At 70.4% G+C, this 20,134-nt stretch carries 21 protein-coding genes and 2 pseudogenes; 5 read left to right on the plus strand and 18 right to left on the minus strand.

Features of this window, described 5'->3' with window-relative positions; translation table 11 throughout:
• Positions 1-7: 7 nt before the first annotated feature.
• Positions 8-1,000: an aldose epimerase family protein gene (locus ACFWBQ_RS14830; RefSeq protein ID WP_385487862.1), complete on the minus strand. Its 993-nt coding sequence runs from the start codon at positions 998-1,000 to the stop codon at positions 8-10.
• An 11-nt stretch (positions 1,001-1,011) separates the two neighbouring features.
• Positions 1,012-1,926, minus strand: a complete 915-nt coding sequence (locus tag ACFWBQ_RS14835) for an SGNH/GDSL hydrolase family protein (protein WP_385487864.1) — start codon at positions 1,924-1,926, stop codon at positions 1,012-1,014.
• 362 nt (positions 1,927-2,288) lie between these two features.
• Here ACFWBQ_RS14835 and ACFWBQ_RS14840 point away from each other — a divergent pair, with 362 nt between their 5' ends.
• Positions 2,289-2,783 carry a DUF3145 domain-containing protein gene (locus ACFWBQ_RS14840; protein WP_385487866.1) on the plus strand — a complete coding sequence of 165 codons (495 nt, stop codon included), beginning with the start codon at positions 2,289-2,291 and terminating at the stop codon, positions 2,781-2,783.
• A gap of 30 nt (positions 2,784-2,813) precedes the next feature.
• On the opposite strand, the gene ACFWBQ_RS14845 is transcribed toward ACFWBQ_RS14840, so the two are convergent.
• From ACFWBQ_RS14845 to ACFWBQ_RS14870, 6 genes are all read right to left on the minus strand, one after another.
• Positions 2,814-3,254, minus strand: coding sequence for a hypothetical protein (locus ACFWBQ_RS14845; protein ID WP_385487868.1), 441 nt, complete (start codon positions 3,252-3,254; stop codon positions 2,814-2,816).
• 136 nt (positions 3,255-3,390) lie between these two features.
• Complete coding sequence (fabF, locus tag ACFWBQ_RS14850) at positions 3,391-4,653, minus strand: beta-ketoacyl-ACP synthase II (RefSeq protein WP_385487870.1); 1,263 nt, start codon at positions 4,651-4,653, stop codon at positions 3,391-3,393.
• A gap of 79 nt (positions 4,654-4,732) precedes the next feature.
• Positions 4,733-4,981 (minus strand): acyl carrier protein, encoded by a 249-nt coding sequence (locus ACFWBQ_RS14855; protein ID WP_014045780.1) that lies wholly within the window; start codon positions 4,979-4,981, stop codon positions 4,733-4,735.
• A gap of 62 nt (positions 4,982-5,043) precedes the next feature.
• Complete coding sequence (locus tag ACFWBQ_RS14860; protein ID WP_385487872.1) at positions 5,044-6,045, minus strand: ketoacyl-ACP synthase III; 1,002 nt, start codon at positions 6,043-6,045, stop codon at positions 5,044-5,046.
• Positions 6,046-6,058: 13 nt separating this feature from the next.
• The gene (locus ACFWBQ_RS14865) at positions 6,059-6,973 is read right to left on the minus strand and encodes an ACP S-malonyltransferase (protein WP_385487874.1); all 915 of its coding nucleotides are present in this window, start codon (positions 6,971-6,973) and stop codon (positions 6,059-6,061) included.
• 89 nt (positions 6,974-7,062) lie between these two features.
• Positions 7,063-8,262 carry a PucR family transcriptional regulator gene (locus tag ACFWBQ_RS14870; RefSeq protein WP_385487876.1) on the minus strand — a complete coding sequence of 400 codons (1,200 nt, stop codon included), beginning with the start codon at positions 8,260-8,262 and terminating at the stop codon, positions 7,063-7,065.
• 81 nt (positions 8,263-8,343) lie between these two features.
• Between ACFWBQ_RS14870 and ACFWBQ_RS14875 the strand changes: the two genes are divergently transcribed.
• Complete coding sequence (locus ACFWBQ_RS14875) at positions 8,344-9,012, plus strand: pirin family protein (protein ID WP_385488549.1); 669 nt, start codon at positions 8,344-8,346, stop codon at positions 9,010-9,012.
• A gap of 25 nt (positions 9,013-9,037) precedes the next feature.
• Here the strand turns inward: ACFWBQ_RS14875 and ACFWBQ_RS14880 are convergent.
• From ACFWBQ_RS14880 to ACFWBQ_RS14900, 5 genes and pseudogenes are all read right to left on the minus strand, one after another.
• Positions 9,038-9,154, minus strand: a pseudogene (locus ACFWBQ_RS14880) (DNA-binding response regulator); the annotation flags it as partial.
• Positions 9,154-9,453, minus strand: a pseudogene (locus ACFWBQ_RS14885) (MMPL family transporter); the annotation flags it as partial. The pseudogenes ACFWBQ_RS14880 and ACFWBQ_RS14885, both read right to left, overlap by 1 nt.
• A 168-nt stretch (positions 9,454-9,621) precedes the next feature.
• Positions 9,622-10,026: a hypothetical protein gene (locus ACFWBQ_RS14890; protein WP_385487878.1), complete on the minus strand. Its 405-nt coding sequence runs from the start codon at positions 10,024-10,026 to the stop codon at positions 9,622-9,624.
• Between the two features lie 91 nt (positions 10,027-10,117).
• A complete protein-coding gene (locus ACFWBQ_RS14895; protein WP_385487880.1) occupies positions 10,118-10,468 on the minus strand; it encodes a hypothetical protein in 351 nt (116 codons plus the stop codon).
• A gap of 122 nt (positions 10,469-10,590) precedes the next feature.
• Positions 10,591-11,412 carry a serine hydrolase domain-containing protein gene (locus ACFWBQ_RS14900; RefSeq protein WP_385487882.1) on the minus strand — a complete coding sequence of 274 codons (822 nt, stop codon included), beginning with the start codon at positions 11,410-11,412 and terminating at the stop codon, positions 10,591-10,593.
• 76 nt (positions 11,413-11,488) lie between these two features.
• Between ACFWBQ_RS14900 and ACFWBQ_RS14905 the strand changes: the two genes are divergently transcribed.
• Both ACFWBQ_RS14905 and ACFWBQ_RS14910 read left to right on the plus strand, forming a co-directional pair.
• Positions 11,489-11,944, plus strand: coding sequence for a MerR family transcriptional regulator (locus ACFWBQ_RS14905; protein ID WP_385487884.1), 456 nt, complete (start codon positions 11,489-11,491; stop codon positions 11,942-11,944).
• Between the two features lie 4 nt (positions 11,945-11,948).
• Entirely contained in the window at positions 11,949-12,968 is a 1,020-nt protein-coding gene (locus tag ACFWBQ_RS14910; protein WP_385487886.1) for an aldo/keto reductase, read from the plus strand.
• A gap of 46 nt (positions 12,969-13,014) precedes the next feature.
• On the opposite strand, the gene ACFWBQ_RS14915 is transcribed toward ACFWBQ_RS14910, so the two are convergent.
• The 5 genes from ACFWBQ_RS14915 to ACFWBQ_RS14935 form a co-directional block, all read right to left on the minus strand.
• Entirely contained in the window at positions 13,015-13,704 is a 690-nt protein-coding gene (locus ACFWBQ_RS14915; RefSeq protein WP_385487888.1) for a response regulator, read from the minus strand.
• The gene (locus ACFWBQ_RS14920; RefSeq protein ID WP_385487890.1) at positions 13,701-15,089 is read right to left on the minus strand and encodes a sensor histidine kinase; all 1,389 of its coding nucleotides are present in this window, start codon (positions 15,087-15,089) and stop codon (positions 13,701-13,703) included. The genes ACFWBQ_RS14915 and ACFWBQ_RS14920 overlap by 4 nt, the downstream gene beginning before the upstream one ends.
• A 121-nt stretch (positions 15,090-15,210) precedes the next feature.
• Entirely contained in the window at positions 15,211-16,149 is a 939-nt protein-coding gene (locus ACFWBQ_RS14925; RefSeq protein ID WP_385487892.1) for a DUF4429 domain-containing protein, read from the minus strand.
• A gap of 86 nt (positions 16,150-16,235) precedes the next feature.
• Positions 16,236-17,447 carry an alpha/beta hydrolase gene (locus tag ACFWBQ_RS14930; RefSeq protein ID WP_385487894.1) on the minus strand — a complete coding sequence of 404 codons (1,212 nt, stop codon included), beginning with the start codon at positions 17,445-17,447 and terminating at the stop codon, positions 16,236-16,238.
• A gap of 224 nt (positions 17,448-17,671) precedes the next feature.
• Positions 17,672-18,340 carry a TetR family transcriptional regulator gene (locus ACFWBQ_RS14935; protein WP_385487896.1) on the minus strand — a complete coding sequence of 223 codons (669 nt, stop codon included), beginning with the start codon at positions 18,338-18,340 and terminating at the stop codon, positions 17,672-17,674.
• A gap of 114 nt (positions 18,341-18,454) precedes the next feature.
• Between ACFWBQ_RS14935 and ACFWBQ_RS14940 the strand changes: the two genes are divergently transcribed.
• Complete coding sequence (locus ACFWBQ_RS14940) at positions 18,455-20,065, plus strand: MFS transporter (RefSeq protein WP_385487898.1); 1,611 nt, start codon at positions 18,455-18,457, stop codon at positions 20,063-20,065.
• The last annotated feature ends 69 nt before the right edge of the window (positions 20,066-20,134 follow it).

The raw sequence follows: 20,134 nt of genomic DNA on the forward strand, positions 1-20,134 counted from the left end.
TTGCGTGTCAGCGCACCGAGAATCCGTACACCGTCGTCGACATGAACTCCTCGCCCGGCCGCAGCACCGTGCTCGGGAACTCCGGACGGTTCGGGGAGTCGGGGAAGTGCTGCGTCTCCAGCGCGATCCCGGCGCACGGCACGAACGGCCGCCCCTCGAAGTGATCGGCGGTGTACAGCTGCAGACCCGGCTCCGTCGTACGGACCGTCAGCAGTCGCCCCGAGGCGGCGTCGTACAGCTCGGCGACCGGCCCCTCGCCGGTCTCGTCGAGCACGTAGTTGGTGTCGTACCCCGCGCCCACCGGCTTCGGCTCCCGGAAGTCGAACCGGGTTCCGTCCACCGGCGCGAACTCGCCCGTCGGAACGGACTCGGCGTCCGAAGGGGTGATCCGCCCGGCCGCGAGCCGCAGTTCGTGCCCGAGCGCGCTCCCGCTGTCCGCGCCGGCCAGATTCCAGTACGTGTGATTCGTCAGGTTCACCACGGTCGGCGCATCCGTCGTCGCCCGGTAGGCGATCCGCAGTGCCCCGCCCTCGTCCAGGGTGTACGTCGCCGAAACCGCCAGCCGGCCCGGGAAGCCCTCCTCGCCGTCCTCGGCGACCAGGGAGAGCCGCACACCGCCCGGCACCTCCTCGGCGTCCCACACCCGCTTGTCGAAGCCGCGCGTCCCGCCGTGCACATGGTTACGGCCCTCGTTCGGCGTCACCCGGTGCGTCTGCCCGTCGAGTACGAAGGAGGCGCCCCCGATCCGGTTCGCGTACCGCCCGACCAGGGCGCCGAAGTAGGGACCCGTGTACTTCTCGTACTCCGCGACATCCGGCAGCCCGAGGGCCACCCCGGCCCGTGTACCGTCCCGGCCGGGCACCTCCACCGACTGCACGACGGCGCCGTACGTCAGCACGCGCACCCGTGTGCCGTCCCGCTCCAGGGTCCAGCGCCGGACGGCGGTGCCGTCCGCGAGAGTGGAGAAGTCTTCGCCGTGTGTCGCTGTACCCGTCGTCATGATCACGAACTTTACGCGGGGGGCCCGGCCGCCGTGACATTGCGGTAAGCGATTTCTGCCAGCCGGGCCTGGCCGTCACGGCCGGGATGGAACCAGTCCCACTGACTGAGCTGCTCGCCGGTGAACCGGTAGTCGAACACCGCCCCACCGTCGTACCGGCAGCGCAGATCCTTCGCGCAGACATCCCTCAGGACCTCGTTGTACGCGACGACCCGCTCCTGCACCGCGTCGCGCCGGGCGACGGCCGCCGCGCCCATGTCGTCCGCGTCGCCCAGCATCGACGCGCAGATCCCGAGCTTCCAGATCTGCTTGCCCAGCGCGTTGCCGCGCCCGGTCGACCAGAGCCGCTTCAGGTCCGGCACGCTCGACACGTACACCTGGGCCTTCGGCGCCGTACTGCGCAACTGCCGCATCGACGCCTGGAACGAGGTCCGGAAGTCCGCGACCGGAGTCATGATCCGCACCGAGTCCCGGCAGGCGTCATTGGCGCCGATCATCACCGTCACCAGATCCGGCTTCTCCTTCGCGGCCAGCGCCATCTGCTCCGGCAGCTGAGCCATCCGGGCTCCCGACGCGGCGTGGTTCCAGCTGTGCGAAGGCGCCTTCGATGCGCCGAGCAGCCGTACCGCGAGGCTGCGGACCGCTTCGTCCGTGCCGGTGGCCCACGACACCTCGGGACAGTCCGCCAGCACCGAGCAGGCGTCGAAGCCCCGGGTGATGGAGTCCCCCACGGCGGCGATGGACGCCGGGCTCGCATCCCACACCGGGGGCGGCGAGGGAGACGGGCTCTGCGGCCCGGCCGCGCTCCTCGTGGTCGCGGACGAGCCCCCGGTGCAGCCTGTGAGTGCGGCGGCACCGAGGAACGCAAGAGCCGTCAGCGCGGCGGCGACGCCGCGGACACTGCGGCGTGACGAACACTCAGGCATCCCAGTTTCCCCTCGGGTCACACAGGTGATTGTGCCCCTGGCACACCCCGACAGCCCCAGGTGGGGGGCTCGCGCGCCCTCACGGGTGAATGCTGGGGGAATCATGGGCCCGGGACCGACGGTACGTCACACGCCCGGCCCCGGCGCACGGTAGCTTTTCCCCGTCGAACCAGTGACGCCTTGCCGGCCCGTGCACAAATGGGCAGCTCCGGTAAGTTACCTCACGTCACATACTGTCCCTTTTCAGGAGATTCACTCCCGATGCTGTTTACTGATGACAACCTCGGGAGCCGACCGGGAAGAGGCGGTACGGGCGCGAGGCCGCTGGGGAAGGCGAACCTCGTCCCACACTGGAGGTCCCGGTGACGACACATGGAGTCCTGTACGTCCACTCCGCACCGCGCGCGCTGTGCCCACACATCGAATGGGCGGTAGCGGGTGTTCTCGGTGTGCGGGTCCAGCTCGACTGGATCAGACAGCCGGCCGCCCCCGGTACCTGGCGGTCCGAATTCTCCTGGAAGGGCAGCGCCGGCACCGCGTCCCAGCTCGCCTCGGCACTCCGGGGCTGGGACCTGTTGCGCTTCGAGGTGACGGCCGAGCCGTGCCCCACGGCGGAGGGCGAGCGCTACAGCTCCACGCCCGGCCTCGGCATCTTCCACGCCGTCACCGGCATGAACGGCGACATCCTGATCCCCGAGGACCGGCTGCGGGCCGCGCTGGCCAGGTCCCTGAGCGGCGACACGGACCTGGAGGCGGAGGTCGCCACGCTCCTGGGCAAGCCCTGGGACGACGAGCTGGAGTCCTTCCGCCACGCGGGCGAGGGCGCCCCGGTCCGCTGGCTCCACCAGGTCGTGTGACCGGAGCCCGCCCCACCCCGGACCTGGGCCTCACGGCAAGGCAGGGCTGAAACGTTGCCCTCGAGCGGCCTGCTCGAACGCGGCTCGGAGGGCACGATCACCTGCGCGTCGGCCGGCCGGAAGCGGGATGGGGAAACCTCGGACGAAGGGCACGTCCGGACCCGCCGGGTACACCACCTGGATGTCGCCGAACTCCGGAGAAGCGCCCTGCCTGCCGAACTCGGTGCGCCCGTGGGGCTGTTTCTCCTTGCGACGAGCGAGCGTGAACGGACTGATGGTCGTGTGCCTGTCTTCACCTCGCTGGTCGAACGGGTCGAGGGCGCTTCCCGGCTTCTTCACCCCGTCGGCGACGCCGACCCCGATGTCCGAGTTCCTGTCGCCCACCCGGTCGGCGGCCTCCTCGATGCCTTTGCCGGCGAACGTCGAGGGGGCCTTGATCCCATCCGCGTCGTAGGTGGCCTGGTTCGCCACACGTAGGCGGTCGCCGCGACGCCGCCGACGACACCCCGTGCCCCGGATCCATCCGGCGGCCGTCCCGGTAACGGCCCGTGCGCATGCAGGAGGCCCGCCTCCCGGGGAGGGAAGCGGGCCTCTCGGCAGTAGCAGGTCAGACCGAGCGGAACGCCAGCACCACGTTGTGGCCACCGAAACCGAACGAGTTGTTGATCGCGGCGATCGACCCCTGCGGCAGAGCCCTCGGCTCATCGCGGACGATGTCCGCCTCGACCGCCTCGTCGAGGTTGTCGACGTTGATGGTCGGCGGCGCCAGCCGGTGGTGCAGCGCCAGCACCGTCGCCACGGTCTCGATGCCGCCCGCGCCACCCAGCAGGTGACCGGTCATCGACTTCGTGGCAGAGATCGCGACATGGTTCAGGTCGTCGCCCAGCACCGCACGCAGCGCCTTGATCTCCGCGATGTCACCCTGCGGCGTGGACGTGGCGTGCGCGTTCAGGTGCACGACCTCCGACGGCTTCAGGTCCGTGGAGTCCAGCAGGTTCTGCATCGCGGCGGCGATCCCGCGCCCCGTGGGCTCGGGCTGCGCGATGTGGTGGGCGTCCGCGGACAGGCCCTGGCCCAGCACCTCGCAGTAGACCCTGGCGCCTCGCGCGGCGGCGTGCTCCGCGGATTCCAGGATCACGACTCCCGCGCCCTCGCCGAGGACGAAGCCGTCACGGCCCGTGTCGTACGGACGCGAGGCCTTCTCGGGCTCGTCGTTGCTCTTGGACATCGCCATCATGTTGGCGAACGCCGCGATCGGCAGCGGGTGGATGGCCGCCTCGGTGCCACCGGCGACGACCACATCGGCACGGCCGGTGCGGATCATCTCGACGGCGTACCCGATGGCCTCGGCACCCGACGCGCAGGCGGACACCGGGGTGTGGACACCGGCCTGGGCGTTGACCTCCAGGCCGACGTTGGCCGCCGGGCCGTTGGGCATGAGCATGGGAACGGTGTGCGGGGAGACGCGGCGCACGCCCTTCTCCTTCAGCACGTCGTACTGGTCGAGCAGGGTGATCACGCCGCCGATACCGGAGGCGATGACCGAGCCCAGGCGCTCGGGCTGGATCTTCTCGTCCTCACCGGCCTTGCCGGTGAAACCGGCGTCCGCCCAGGCCTCACGGGCCGCGATCAGCGCGAACTGCGCCGAGCGGTCCAGCTTGCGGGCGAGCGGACGGGGCAGGACGTCGCCCGGGTCGACAGCCGCGAGGGCAGCGATCCGGACAGGCAGTTCGGCGAAACGTTCGCCCTCGAGGGGCTTGACGCCGGAACGACCGGCCATCAGACCTTCCCAGGTCGATGCGGAGTCGCCACCCAGCGGAGTGGTTGCGCCGATACCGGTGACGACCACGGTGCGATTGGTCGGGCTCACTGGAAAATCTTCTCCACGTGTAGAGGGTCGTGAATCAGCGGCGCCACCGCCGGGTGGCGACACACGGGACGGGCTCGGATCAGCCCTGGTGCTTCAGGATGTAGTCGGCAGCGTCGCCGACCGTCTTGAGGTTCTTGACGTCCTCGTCGGGGATCTTGACGTCGAAGCGCTCCTCGGCGGCGACGACGACCTCGACCATGGACAGCGAGTCGACGTCCAGGTCGTCGGTGAAGGACTTGTCCAGCTGGACGTCCTCGACCGGGATACCGGCGATCTCGTTGACGATCTCGGCGAGACCGGTGACGATCTCTTCCTGAGTGGCGGCCATGTTGGCGCTCCTTCGATGTGTTTCTGCAGGGTTCGGGCGTGCGGACCGAAAGGTCCGGTGTCCTAGGGGAGGGTAACGACCGTCGCGGCGTAGACGAGACCCGCCCCGAAGCCGATGACGAGCGCCGTGTCGCCGCTCTTGGCCTGACCGGTCGCCAGGAGCCGCTCCATTGCGAGCGGGATCGAGGCGGCGGACGTATTGCCGGTGGTCTCCACGTCACGGGCGACCGTAACGTGCTCCGGCAGCTTGAGCGTCTTCACCATCGAGTCGATGATCCGCATGTTGGCCTGGTGCGGAATGAAGACATCCAGGTCTTCCGGGGTGATCCCGGCCGCTTCCAGCGCCTGCTGGGCGACCTTGGCCATCTCGAAGACGGCCCAGCGGAAGACCGCCTGACCCTCCTGCGTGATCGCCGGGAACTTCTCGGGACGGTCGGCGTGGAAGACGTCCCACGCCACGGTCTGCTTGATCGTTCCGGACTTGTCGCCCTCGGAGCCCCAGACCGTGGGGCCTATGGCCGGCTCCTTGGAGGGGCCGACGACGACCGCGCCCGCACCGTCGCCGAAGAGGAAGGCCGTCGCGCGGTCCTCCAGGTCGGTGAGGTCGCTGAGGCGCTCGACGCCGATGACGAGGACGTACTCCGCGGAGCCCTCGACGATCATGCCCTTGGCGAGGGTGAGGCCGTAGCCGAAGCCCGCGCAGCCGGCCGAGATGTCGAAGGCGGCGGGCTTGCCCGCGCCGATCTTGTGGGCGATGTCGGTCGCGATGGCCGGGGTCTGCTGGAAGTGCGAGACGGTGGAGACGACCACTGCGCCGATCTGCTCGGGAGTGATCCCGGCGTCGGCGATCGCCTTGCCGGAGGCCTCCACGGACATCGCCGACACGGTCTCCTCGTCGGAGGCCCAGTGGCGGGTGGCGATACCGGAGCGGGAGCGGATCCACTCGTCGGACGAGTCGATCGTCTCGAGGATCACCTCGTTCGGCACGACACGGGTCGGGCGGTAGCCGCCGACACCCATGATCCGTGCGTACGGGGCGCCCTTGCTGGGCTTGATCTTCGACATGCTCTCGGGCTCCTTATGCGCCTGCGTGCTCGGAGATGAGCGCGCGGGCCGCGTCGAGGTCGTCGGGGGTCTTGAGTGCGAGGGTCTTCACGCCGGGCAGCGCGCGCTTGGCGAGGCCCACGAGGGTGCCGCCGGGGGCGGCCTCGATGATGGCCGTGACCCCGAGCTCCTTGAAGGTCTCCATGCACAGGTCCCAGCGGACCGGGTTGGCGACCTGTCCGACGAGCCGCGAGATGACCTCGGCGCCGTCGGCGACCGTCTTCCCGTCGGCGTTCGACACGTACGTGATCTTCGGGTCGGCGACCGTCAGGGCGTCGGCGGCTGCACGCAGCTTCTCCACGGCCGGAGCCATGTGGTGCGTGTGGAACGCGCCGGCCACCTTGAGCGTGACCACGCGGCGCACGCCCTCGGGCATGTCCTCGGCCAGTGCGGCGATCTGTGCCGCGGTGCCCGCTGCGACGACCTGTCCGCCACCGTTGACGTTGGCCGGGGTGAGCCCCAGCTTCTCCAGGTGAGGGACCGTTACGGCAGGGTCGCCACCGAGCAGCGCGGCCATGCCCGTCTCGGTGACCGCGGCGGCCTCGGCCATGCCGAGCCCCCGGGTCCGTACGAAACGGAGCGCGGCCTCGTCGTCGATGACGCCGGCGAACGCGGCGGCGGTGATCTCACCGACGCTGTGGCCGGCGACGACGCCGGGCGAGGCGTCGAGGGCAGCTGCGGACAGGAGACCCGCGGCGACCAGCAGCGGCTGAGCCACCGCCGTATCGCGGATCTCGTCCGCATCGGCCTTCGTGCCGTAGTGGGCAAGGTCGAGCCCGATGGCGTCGGACCAGGCCGCGATGCGGTCGGTGGCACCAGGGAGTTCGAGCCAGGGGGTCAGGAAGCCGGGCGTCTGAGCGCCTTGGCCGGGAGCGACGAGTACGAGCACCCTCACACTCTCTCTTGTGGACGGCTCTTCACGCCCGTGGGGACAGGGACGAAGAACCGTCAGGGGAATTGTTGAAGTCCGACAAAAGTCTAGGTTTGAGGATCGCCGGCGGCCAAGCGCCCCAGGATGAGGGCGATCCGCAGAGTGAACGCGGAGCGGACGTCGGACGGCGACCAGCCGGTGACGTCGGTCACACGTCGTAGCCGGTAGCGCACGGTATTGGGGTGCACGAACAGCATCCGGGCGGCGCCCTCAAGGCTGCTCGCCTGCTCCAGATAGACACTCAGCGTCTCCAGTAGCGCCGAACCGGCTTCTTCGAGCGGTCTGTAGATCTCCTCCACCAACTGATCCCGCGCGGCGGGGTCGCCCGCCATCGCGCGCTCCGGAAGGAGATCGTCGGACAGTACCGGCCGCGGCGCGTCCTGCCACGCCGAGCACGCCTTGAGTCCTGCGGCGGCGGCCTGCGCGGACCGGGTGGCTGCGAGCAGGTCGGGCACCACGGGACCGGCGACGACGGGACCGGCCGCATACGGGCCGATCAGCGACTTCGCGACGTTCAGCGGGTTGTCGCTGCCGCCCGCGATGACGACCAGGCGGTTGCCCAGCACTCCCGTCAGGACCTGGAGCTTGGCGTGCCGGGCGGCCCGCCGGATCGCCTCCACGGTGAGCTCGCTGTCCCCGTCCGGAGCGGTGCCGAGGAGAACGCACACATGCTCGGGCGAGTTCCAGCCGAGTGCGGCGGCCCGCGACACGGCCCCCTCGTCGGCCTCGCCGGACAGCACCGCGTTCACCACGAGCGACTCCAGCCGGGCGTCCCACGCGCCGCGTGCCTCGGCGGCCTGCGCGTACACCTGGGCGGTCGCGAAGGCGATCTCCCGGGCGTAGACGAGAAGCGCTTCGCGCAGCACCGACTCGTCGCCGGGCGCCGCCACCTCCTCGATCGCGGTCTCCATCACCTCGATCGTCGTCCGCACCATCTCGACGGTCTGCCGCAGTGTGATCGCCCGGGTCAGCTCGCGCGGAGCCGTACCGAACACATCGGTGGAGATGGCCTGCGGTGTCTCCGGGTGCCGGAACCACTCGGTGAACGCGGCGATTCCGGCCTGGGCGACCAGACCGATCCAGGAACGGTTCTCCGGTGGCATCGCCCGGTACCACGGCAGCGTCTCGTCCATGCGGGCGATGGCGTTGGCGGCAAGCCGGCCGGAGGCCTGCTCGAGCCGCTTCAGGGTCGCGGCATGAAGGTGGGCGGCGTTCGCAGCGGGCTGCTCAGGATCGGGTCGGGGCACGGACACAAGACTGCCTTATCGGGGCAAGGACACGGAGGGGCGGGGCCGCGGGGCGCCCCGCAGGGCTACCGTGGAACCGTGATGGACGTACGCCGCTCCGGCGACCGCTACCGCGGAGGGGACCCGGCCCCGGGTGTCTCCGAGGGCATCGAGACACTGCACGCTTTCTCCTTCGGGCGCTTCTACGACCCCGAAAACCTACGCTTCGGGCCGATCCTGGCCTGCAACGAGGAGCGTCTCGCCCCGGGCGCCGGCTTCGGCGAGCATCCGCACAGCCACACCGAGATCGTCACCTGGGTGGTGGATGGCGAACTCACCCACCGGGACTCGGAGGGCCACACCACCGTCGTACGGGCCGGTGACGTCCAGCGCCTCAGCGCGGCAGCCGGGGTGCGCCACGTCGAACGCAACGACGGCGAGCACCCACTGACCTTCGTTCAGATGTGGCTGGCCCCGCTGTCACCCGGCGGCGAACCGTCGTACGAGCACGTCCCCGGCATCGCCGACTCCACCCCGTACGCCCTCCCGGCGGCAGGAGCGATGCTCCACGTACGCAGACTGACCGAGGGCGAACGCACCGCCGTGCCCGATGCGGCGGGCGTCTACGTCCACGTCGTGCGGGGCGAGGTGCGGCTCGGCGGTGAGGAGCTGGGGTCGGGCGACTCGGCACGGATCACGGAGTCCCGGGGGCTGGAGCTGCTGGCGCTGCGAGCCTCCGAGGTGCTGCTCTGGGAGCTCGGCGGCGTGTGAGACGGCGGCGTGTGAGACGGCGGATCTACCGGCGTCTGTCCAGCAGCCCGAGTTCAAGGGCCTTGACCACCGCGTGCGTACGGTCGCTGACGTCGAGCTCGGCGAAGACCCGCAACAGATGCGTCTTCACCGTCGCCTCCGACCGGTCTGCTCCACCACGAGGTCCGGGTGGCTCGGGCCGACCCGTGCCGTCCGCTCGAGGACCGGCATCCGCTCCGCGACGTCCCGGGCCGCGGAGCCGGCCGCTGCCATGTCCAGCGGTCCGGGCCTGGCCCGGATCATGATCCGCTCGGTGGGTTCGGGCTGCAGGCCTCCTTCGGTCGCCATCACCTCGGCGCGCCCCGCCTCACCGACCCAGAAGTCCTCGGTGGTGGCTTCGTTGCTGCCGACCGTGCTGCCGGCTCCGAGGCACAGGACGACGAACGCGAACCAGCCGACGATCGCCGGCCATGCGTGCCGGGTGCTTCATCGGGCTATCCGTACAGGTAGCTGTCTCGCACCGGAAATCCTGGTCGGCGGAGGACCCTGCGCGACACGCCCGGCCGGTTGAACCTGTTGTCCACCGGCCGGTGGACAACAGGGCCGGGGCCACCCCTGCCTGTGGGGGACCTAGGCCTTCGTGTCCGTGAGCTTGTCCAGCTCACGCATCGCCTCGCCGTGGGCGCTCATCCGGCGCGTCACCGTGCCGGTGGTGAAGAGCGCCGCGCCGACGACCGACACCGGCAGGGACAGACCGAGCAGGGCCACGGCCTCCGGCCAGTCCCGCTCGTCGGCACAGTAATCCCCATGGAACAAACCCTCGTTGGCGGTGCCGCGGTCGGTGAACAGCCGCGACTCGCACTCCCGGGGATATTCGTCGTCGGGTTCCTCGTCGACCGTGAACGGCGTGAGCAGCAGCACGGCACACCACACCCACAGCAGCGCAGCCAAGGACAGCAGACCGAGTCCCCAACTGCGTATGCGCGTGGCCCGGTCGCGGAAATCCTGGTCGTACTCGCCTGATCGTGATCGCATGGCGGCCGAATCTATCGGAGCCCGTCCAGGCATGCCTGCCCCGGTGGTTGCCCACCGGCAGAAAGGGCTCCAGGCGGCGGCACGGGCGCGGTCAGCACCGGCGGTGCCACCACGCCAACTCCGCGTCAGCTGTGGGCTCGTGGTGCGTTCGCCCGAGCAGCACCTCGTCCAGGCGCTCGATGTGCACCCGGAGTTCCGCCGCGGCCCTCGGCGGCAGCAGGGACAGAGCCTCCTGGAGCTTGTCCCGGGCCCAGCCCTCGCCGCAGCACGGGCAGGTGAACTCGGTCTCCCACTGCCTCCACCGGCGTTCGCTTCCGTGGACGCGGACGGACCACACGCTCAGCGCTACCGACACGATGCCCGGAGTCAGCCGCTCCCGTTCGAGCACGCGGACGGCTGCGTTCGCCGCCCCCGACAGGCCGGGAACGTCGCGGTAGCGCACCCAGGGAGCGCTCCGGCCACGGTTCCGCAGACGAAGCGAAGCCGGCTTTCTACGCGGCACGGCCCCTTCGGATGTCAGTCATGGACGAGATCCTCCCATGGCCAGGACCGGTCGGACAGGTCCTAGCGGCCGGAACCGAGCTCGGCCAGCACCGCGTCGGTGAAGGGGGTCCAGACCTCCGCTGCCCACGGGCCGAAGGGCCGGTCGGTCAGGGCGACACAGGCCATGCCGGCCGCCGGGTCGATCCACAGGAATGTGCCGGACTGTCCGAAGTGGCCGAAGGTCGCCGGGGAGGACGAGAGGCCCGTCCAGTGCGGGGACTTGGAGTCCCGGATCTCGAAGCCGAGCCCCCAGTCGTTGGGGTTCTGGTGGCCGTAGCCGGGGAGTACGCCCTTGAGGCCCGGGTGGACGACGGTCTGGGCCTCCAGCACCGTACGCGGGTCCAGGAGCCGGGGCGCCTGCACCTCCGCGGCGAACCGCACCAGGTCCTCGACGGTGGAGACGCCGTCCTTGGCGGGCGAGCCGTCCAGCGTCGTGGCCATCATGCCCAGCGGTTCCAGGACCGCCTGGCGTACGTACTCGGGGAAGGGGATCTCGGTGGCCTTCGCGAGGTGGTCGCCGAGGACCTCGAAACCCGCGTTGGAGTACAGCCGACGGGTGCCGGGAGGGGCCGTGACCCGGTGCTCGTCGAACGCGAGGCCGCTGGTGTGCGCGAGGAGGTGGCGGACGGTGGAGCCCTCGGGGCCGGCCGGTTCGTCCAGCTCGACCGCGCCCTCCTCGTACGCCACCAGCGCCGCGTACGCCGCCAGCGGTTTGGTGACGGAAGCGAGTGGGAAACGGTGGGCCGTCGGGCCGTGCGCACCGACGACGGTGCCGTCCGCTCGTACGACGGCCGCCGCCGCGGTGGGGACGGGCCAGTTCTCGATCATCGCCAGGCTCTGCATGCATATGAGCCTAAACCGAAGAACGCCGCCGAATGCGCTTGCTTGGAGTGCACTCCAAGGTTCTAGCGTGGAGGGCATGACGGTGATGGAAAGCACTTCCGCACGGACCGACACCTGTGCCTCGGCCCCCAAGGCCCACCCGCGCCCCGAGGGTCAGGACCGCTACACCATCAGTGAGGTCGTCGCCTTCACGGGCCTCACCGCGCACACCCTGCGCTGGTACGAGCGGATCGGGCTGATGCCGCACGTCGACCGTTCGCACACCGGCCAGCGCCGCTTCACCAACCGCGACCTGGACTGGCTGGCGTTCGTCGGCAAGCTCAGGCTGACCGGAATGCCGGTCGCCGCCATGGTCAGGTACGCGGAACTGCTGCGCGAGGGCGAGCACACCTTCGAGGAGCGGCAGGAGCTCCTGGAGGCGACCCGACGCGACGTGAGGACGCGGATCGCGGAGCTCCAGGACACCCTCGCCGTACTCGACTTCAAGATCGAATTTTATGCGGGCGCCCGTGCGGCGTCGGAAAGGCCCTGACGACATGAGCGACAACAGCACCGGCCGGATCGCGACCGTGGAGCTCGGCGGCGGCCCCCGGGTCGGCGTACAGGGGCTCGGCTGCATGGGAATCAGCGAGTTCTACGGTGACACCGACGAGGCAGCCGCCCGGGACACCCTGGAGGCGGCGCTGGAAGCGGGCGTCACCCTCTTCGACACCGCCGATGTCTACGGGCGCGGCGCCAACGAGACGTTCCTCGCGCCGTTCGTCGCCGCGCACCGCGACGAGATCACGCTGGCCACGAAGTTCGCCATCGAGCGGACCGACGACCCGCACTACCGCGGGGTGCGCAACGATCCCGCGTTCATCCGGCAGGCCGTCGAGGACAGCCTGCGCCGGCTGAACACCGACGTCATCGACCTGTACTACATGCACCGGCGCGACCCGCTCGTCCCGCTCGCCGAATCGGTCGGCGCGATGGCCGAGCTGGTGCGGCAGGGCAAGGTCAAGCAGCTCGGGCTGAGCGAGGTGACCGGGGCCGAGCTCCGCGAGGCGCACGCCGTGCACCCGATCGCCGCCCTCCAGTCCGAGTGGTCACTCTTCAGCCGGGACGTGGAGCGCAGCGCCGTGGGAGCGGCCGTCGAGCTCGGAGTGACCCTTGTGCCGTACTCGCCGCTCGGCCGCGGCTTCCTGACCGGGTCGTTCGCCGACGCGGTCAAGGACCTGTCACCGGACGACTTCCGCAAGCACCAGCCACGCTTCACCGGCGAGAACGCGAGGACGAACACAGCCCTGCTGGAGCCCGTCCACAAGATCGCGGCGGCGCACGGTGCCACGGCCGCACAGGTGGCCCTCGCGTGGGTGCAGCAACGCGCCGAGGTGCACGGACTGACCGTGGTGCCGATTCCCGGCACCCGCAAGCGCAGCCGTCTGCTGGAGAACGCGGCGGCGACCCGGCTGACCCTGACCGGGCAGGAGCTGGAGGCGCTGGAGCCGATCGCGGGACAGGTCGCGGGGGACAGGTACCCGGACATGAGCAGCACCTCGACAGCCCGCGAGTAGATGCAGCCCAGGGGCGTGGCCGGGGTGCACCGTGCACGGGCCACGGTCACGCCTCCGCGCCCCCCGGCGTCACCAGCCCCGACTCGTACGCGAAGATCACCGCTTGTGCCCGGTCCCGCAGATCGGCCTTGGCGAGTATCCGTGAGACGTGTGTCTTCACCGTCTGCTCCGCGACCACCAGCCGATTCGCTATCTCCTGGTTGGACAGGCCACGCGCCACCAGCTCCAGTACCTCCGTCTCGCGCGGCGTCAGCCCCCGCAACCGCAGGGCGGGGCCGCTCCGGAACGCTCCGGACGGCCGCTGGCGTGCAAAGTCCGCGATCAGCCGACGGGTCACGGACGGCGCGAGCAGGGCGTCCCCGGCGGCCACGACGCGTACCGCCGAGATCAAGTCGGCCGGCGGTGCGTCCTTCAGCAGGAAGCCGGATGCACCGACGCGCAGCGCCTCGTACACGTAGTCGTCCACGTCGAAGGTGGTCAGCATCAGCACCTTCGGACGGTGGTCCTGACCGACGGACGGGGACAACAGCTCGCGTGTCGCGGCCAGTCCGTCCATCTCCGGCATCCGGACGTCCATCAGGACCACATCCGGCTGCTGTTCGCGGCTGACCTCGATGCCCCGGCGTCCGTCCGGCGCCTCTCCCACCACGTCGATGTCGCTCTGCGCCGCCAGGAGCGCGGCGAACCCCGCCCGGACCATGGCCTGGTCGTCGACGATGATCACGCGGATGCTCAAGAGTCCTCCGGGGCCGGGGAGATCGACGGGACCGGACCGGCGGACAGCGGAAGCCGCGCGGCCACCCGGAAACCCCCGTCGGGCAGTGGACCGGTGTCCAGCGTGCCGCCGGTCAACCGTACGCGTTCACGCATCCCGACCAGCCCATGCCCAGTTCCGGTCGTCTCCAGCGGTGAACCGGGCCGCTGCGCACGGTCGTTGACGATCAGTACCGTCACGTGGCCGTCGGCTGTCGTGACCGAGACCCGGGTGCGGGCCCCCGGCGCGTGCCGGACCGCATTCGCCAGAGCCTCCTGCACGATCCGGTACACGGACAGGTCGACGGCCTGGGGCAGGCCGTCCCCCACAGCCTTGGGCACCTCCTCGCCCATCGAGAGCTCCACGGGAAGCCCCGACCGCACCGTGGCCTCCACCAGCTGCTGTATCCGGCCGAGCCCCGGCTGGGGTGCCCGCTCCCCCTGCGTGCCGTCGCTGCGCAGAACCGAGAGCAGCAGCCGCATCTCCGTCAGAGACTCCCGTGCACTCGCCGCGATCGCCTCGAACTCGGCCCGCGCCTGCTCGGGCAGTCCGCCGATCCGGTACGGGGCCGAGTCGGCCTGCACGGTGATCACGGACATGTGGTGCGCGACCACGTCGTGGAGCTCGCGGGCGATCCGGGTCCGTTCCTCCAGGAGCGTCCGCCCGGCACGCTCGGCCTCACTGATCGTCTCCTGCTCGGCGAGCCTGCGCTGGGCGTCGCCCCGTTCCCGTAGCGCCGCCGCGACCACCAGTACCACCGCGCCGAGGATGAGCAGCAGCAGGGCACTGCCTTTGCTGCGGTCGGGCGCGATCACGTGCAGCAGCAGGCCTGCCACGCCCGTCATCAGCCAGACGGCCACCAGGGTCGTCCGGGGCTCGCGGAGGCCCAGCGCGAACAGCACGAAGAGGTAGCCGATGATCACCGGGGGCGTCCACGGCCAGATGCCGGGCTCCTCGGCCGTGAACGGCAACGGCGCGGTGCTGTACTCCGTGGCTCTGGACCACAGCAGCACCAGGGCGCCGACGACATCCGCGCAGAAGATGATCCACCAGGCCTGCAGCGGCCGGTGCGCCAGCATCAGCAGCGGAGCGGCCTGGGCGACGGCGAGCATCGCCGCCGTACCGCCCGCCAGGCGGTACTCCGAGGTCAGGACGTTGAAGGTGACGGGCACGAACAGGAGGGCGAGAAGGGCGACGGCCCCGTACGGGAGCAGCCGCCGCCATCGCCTCGGGGAGTTCGCGAAGAACGGGGTCGGCGGATGGGACGGGTGGGACAGCGCATGGGCGAACTCGCGCAGATGGCGGTGAGCAGCGCTCAACAGGCCGACGGCGGGTTCGGGCAGGGGTGGACCGGAGAAGGTGGACATCGCCCGCTCAGCCTAGGCAGCCTGCCGGTCCGTGGCGTCATACCCCGGTGCTGATGTGGGACAGGCCGCCCCGTACCGCAGTAGGGGGTGGGCGGGCGGCAGGCCGGGAGCTGGCCGCCGGCTACAGCTCCGCGAGCAGCTGTGCCTTCTTCGCGCTGTATTCGTCGTCCGTGACCAGACCGGCCCGGTGCAGCTCCCCGAGGTGCCGGATCCGCTCGGCGATGTCGGCCGGGTCACGCCGTTGGCCGCCCACCGGGGCGAGGGCCGCCGCGACGGGCACCGCCTGGGTCCTGCGGACGGATTCCAGCACGGCCGCGGCGAAGGGCAGCGACTCGTGCACCGGCCCGTAGCCGAGCCCGAAGACGACAGCGGCCGGATCCTGGTCGACCGGTACGTGCCGGACGGCCGGCTGCTGGGCGCCCTGCGCCGCGTCCGGCCCGAGTGCGTGCACGGGACCGCCCTCGTCCGCGTCACCGGCCGCGCCGCGCACGATCAGCCGCAGGTATCCCTCGAGGGCCTCGGGCGAACGCCATTGCACGTCGCTGAGCTCCGCCACCGGGAAGGTCTGGTCACCCGCCTTCCACTTGGTGCTGGACGCACCCGTCCAGGACCACCGGAAGGAGACCCGGACCCCGTCGAAGCCGGCCCGGCCGTCGTACGCCTTGAAGTGCATGGGCGCCTCGGGAGCCGTGACCAGGAACCCGTCGGCGTGCTTCGCCGCGTCCGGTCCGAGCAGGGACCGCAGCTCGTCCGCGTAGTACTCGGCGAGCGTTTCGCGTTCGGCGGGCAGCACCAGCCGGTAGGGGTCGCAGCCGTCCTTCAGCTGCCCCGCCGCGGCCTCCAGCAGCGGATCGGCACCAGGTCTCGGCACCGCGTGCAGGACCACCGTCCCCCGCCTGCCCGGGGTCAGCGTCACCGACGACAACGCCGCATACGGAATGCGGCGCTCACGCAGGCTCTGGAAGAGCCTCGGCGTGCGGATCCCCCGTTCGAAGCGGATGAGCAGGGAGTCGGTGTCGAACTCCCAGGTGGCATGAATTCCGGCCAGCACATCACCCATGTGCCTCATCGTATGCGGCGCGGGCGCGCACGTCCCCCCTCGGTACATGCAATCCCCGCAAGGCCTTTCACCGTTCTCTACGCGCGTCAGGCGTCCGGCTCACCGGAGATCTCGCGGTGGCACGCACGGTCGGAGCTTGCGCAGCTGACCGAGTCGTAGGCCCCGACGCCGATGGCGGCGAAGTTGCTGAGGCTGTCCGTGCCCGGCTCGAAATAACCGCTGTGCCCGACCGCACCGTTCGCCGACACGATGCGCGCGCCGAACTCCGGGTCGACCGGATCCGCGCCGTGGCCGAGCCCGCCCACGGCCATGTTCGGCACATCCTGGATCCAGTCGTCGCCGTCCCGCATCGCCCACACCCGGGCCCCGGTGTCCAGCGCCTCGGCGCTGTCCGCCCGCATGCCCGGACTGCCGGCGACCGCGATGTCGGACACCCTGGACGGCAGCTCACGCGCGGCGACCCCGCACAGCACGGAGCCGTAGCTGTGGCAGATCAGCGAGACGGTCGAGGTGCCGGGCAGTGCACCCACGAGCGCGTTCAGCCGCACCGCTCCGTCCGCCGCGAGTCCGCCCAGGGCGGCGTCCATGCCGATCCCCGCGGGTGCGGTGTAGTCGGCCCACGCGATGACGGCCGTACGGGCCCCGGGACGCGCCGCGCGCTCGGCGTCGTACAGCTGTTGCGCCATGCCGACGGGCGCGGCGTTCTTCTTGGTGCCGGTGCGTTCCAGCGTCAGCAGATTCGTATCGACCCCCGGAACGACGACGGAGACCCGCTCCGCCCGGTCGAGGTCGCCGAACACCTCCGCGGCGTGGCCCCTGCCCGACGGGTCGAAGGCAAGGATCCGCCGGTCCCCGGCGAGCATCGACCGGAAGCGGGCGAGCCGGAGCGCCGCCTGGTGGCGGCCGCCGGACGAGAGTCTCGGGTCCTGCGTCCGCTGTTGCTCCGCGGTCTCGGCCCGGGCCAGCGCATGCCGGTTGGCGCGGTAGCGCAGGCTGACCGGGGCGCCGTCCAGATTCCCCACCACGAGCGGGTACTTGTCGGTGAGAGCGACCTGCTGGCCCGCCGTGAGCGTGGCGAAGAAGTGAGCCAGCCGGTACGGCGGCGCATCGGTGTCCGGGAGGGCGTGACCGGCTATCCGGTCACGCGCCCAGGAGGCGAGCGCGATCTCGCGTGGCGCTTCGGAGTGTTGATGACGCACGGCGGTCCACCCGGTGGTCGCCAGCATCACGAACACCACCGCCACGGCGAGCAGAGCGCGCCAGGCGGTGAGCGTGGGGGAGGAGTCGAAGGAAGTCACTGCGCCCCACCCTAGGAGACGCGCGTGGGCAGCCGTGAGGGCGGTGACGCACATCACCCGGCTGCGGGGAATTGGATGCCCCAACCTCACCCTCCGTGTGTGCAGAGCCCACACTCCGGCGCGCCGGGAGGCCGATCGGCACCCCGAAAGCGTAGAGAGGCCGGGGCATTGTGAGTTGGGCCATGCCGAAGCGGTGAGGCGTGCGGCACAGATGTGTGGTGCGCCTAAGTGGTGCGCCAGTCTCCGGCAAGTGCTGGTCCGAGCCGGTCCAGGTGCATCTCGGTGAGTGCCCGGAGCGCGTCCACGCTCGCGTCCTGCCGTCGTCCCCAGAGCTGTCCGGTCAGCCGCATCACCCCGGAGAAGGCGGCGACGGCCACCCGGGGCCGTGGGTCCGTCTCCGGGTCCAGCCCCTCACGCTCCGCGATCAGCAGAGTCACCTGGTGCTCCAGGTCGACGCTGCGCCGCATGAGGGCGGCGAGCAGTACGGGGGTCGATTCGATCATTTGGTAGGTGCGCATGTGGAGTTCGACGGTGACGTCGTCCTCGAGGGCGTCGGCGATGCTGTCCCAGGCGTTCAGGGTGGCCCGGCGCATTGCCTCGAAAGGGGCCTCCTCGGCGGGGCGTTGACGCAGTTCCGCGAGAAAGTGCGACTCACCCATCTCCTGGACGGCGAAGGCCACCGCCTCCTTGTTCGCGAAGTAGCGGAAGAAGGTGCGCTGGGAGACCTCCACCGCGTCGACGATCTCGTCGACGGTGGTCCGGTCGTACCCCTGGGTGGTGAAGAGTTCCAGGGCGGCGTGCAGCAGAGCCTCACGGGTGCGCTGTTTCTTGCGTTCGCGCAATCCGACCGGAGCCGCGAATGCGGGGACCCCGGATGTCTGCCTGCGTGTCACGTAGGGGTCCTCTTTCTGTCGCTTTGACCTGATCAGCCTACCTGTGAGCTACGTGACAGTTACTGACTTGTGAATTGGTTTGTCAACTGTCAGCCGCTGACATAATCTCCCCGCATGACTAGTCAGACCACAGTCGAGAAGGCGCCGCGGGAGCCCGAAGACACCCTCGTTCCCGCACCGGCGAAAGGACTGCGCGGCCACCCCTGGCTGACGCTCTTCGCCGTCGCCATCGGCGTGATGATGGTTGCGCTCGACGGCACGATCGTCGCGATCGCCAACCCCGCCATCCAGCAGGACCTCGGCGCCTCGCTCGCCGACGTCCAGTGGATCACCAACGGCTACATGCTCGCACTCGCGGTCTCCCTGATCACCGCGGGCAAGCTCGGTGACCGCTTCGGCCACCGCCAGACCTTCCTGATAGGCATCGCCGGATTCGCCGCGGCCTCGGCGGCCATCGGCCTCGCCGACAGCGTCACGGCGGTGATCGTCTTCCGCGTGCTCCAGGGCCTCTTCGGCGCCCTGCTGATGCCCGCGGCGCTCGGCCTGCTGCGCGCCACCTTCCCCGCAGAGAAGCTGAACATGGCGATCGGCATCTGGGGCATGGTGATCGGCGCCTCGACCGCGGGCGGTCCCATCCTCGGCGGTGTGCTCGTGGAGCACGTCAGCTGGCAGTCCGTCTTCTTCATCAACGTGCCGGTCGGCGTGCTCGCGCTGGTCTTCGGTCTGGTGATCCTCAAGGACCACCGCGCCGAGAACGCGGCCAAGTCCTTCGACATCGGCGGCATCGTGCTGCTGTCGCAGGCGATGTTCTGCCTGATCTGGTCGCTCATCAAGGGTTCCGAATGGGGCTGGGGCGACGCCAGGACCCTCGGCTTCCTCGGCGCCGCAGTGGTCCTGTTCTTCGTGTTCGCGCTCTCCCAGAAGAACGTCCGCGAGCCGCTCATCCCGCTGGCCATGTTCCGCTCCGTGCCGCTCTCGGCCGGAGTGGTCCTGATGGTGCTGATGGCCTTCGCCTTCATGGGCGGGCTGTTCTTCGTCACCTTCTACCTGCAGAACGTCCACGGCATGAGCCCGGTCGACAGCGGTCTGCACCTGCTGCCGCTGACCGGAATGATGATCGTCGGCTCGCCGCTCGCCGGTGCGGCCATCACCAGGTTCGGTCCGCGTGTGCCGCTCGTCGGCGGCATGGTGTCCGTCGCGATCGCCATGTTCGGCATGTCGCAGCTGACGATCGGCACCGGCACCCTGACCATGTCGCTCTGGTTCGCGCTGCTCGGCTTCGGCCTCGCACCGGTCATGGTCGGCGCCACCGAGGTCATCGTGGGCAACGCCCCGCTGGAACTCTCCGGTGTAGCCGGCGGGCTGCAGCAGGCCGCGATGCAGGTCGGCGGCAGTCTCGGTACGGCAGTCCTGGGCGCCGTCATGGCCTCCCAGGTCGACGCGAAGCTCGGCGACAACTGGAAGGCGGCCGAACTGCCGCCGGTGGATTCCACCCAGTTGGAGCAGGCGTCCTCGGCCGTCAAGGTCGGGATGCCGCCGGTGGCACCCGGTACCCCGCCGGAGATCGCTGCGAAGATCGCGGGCGTCGCCCATGACACGTTCGTGTCGGGCATGAGCTCCGCGTTCATGGTCGCCGGCATCGTCGCCGTCGTCGCCGCTCTGGTCGCCATGCTCACCAAGCGCGGTGCGAACGCCGAGGCGGGCGCGGGAGCCGGCCACATCTGATCCCGCACAGCCCGGGCGCATTCCCTGCGCCGGGGCGTCAACACAGCGCACCCGACAGCCCCGCCGGAC

Origin of the sequence: Streptomyces sp. NPDC060035 (assembly GCF_042736635.1) — a bacterium.
Lineage (GTDB): Bacteria > Actinomycetota > Actinomycetes > Streptomycetales > Streptomycetaceae > Streptomyces.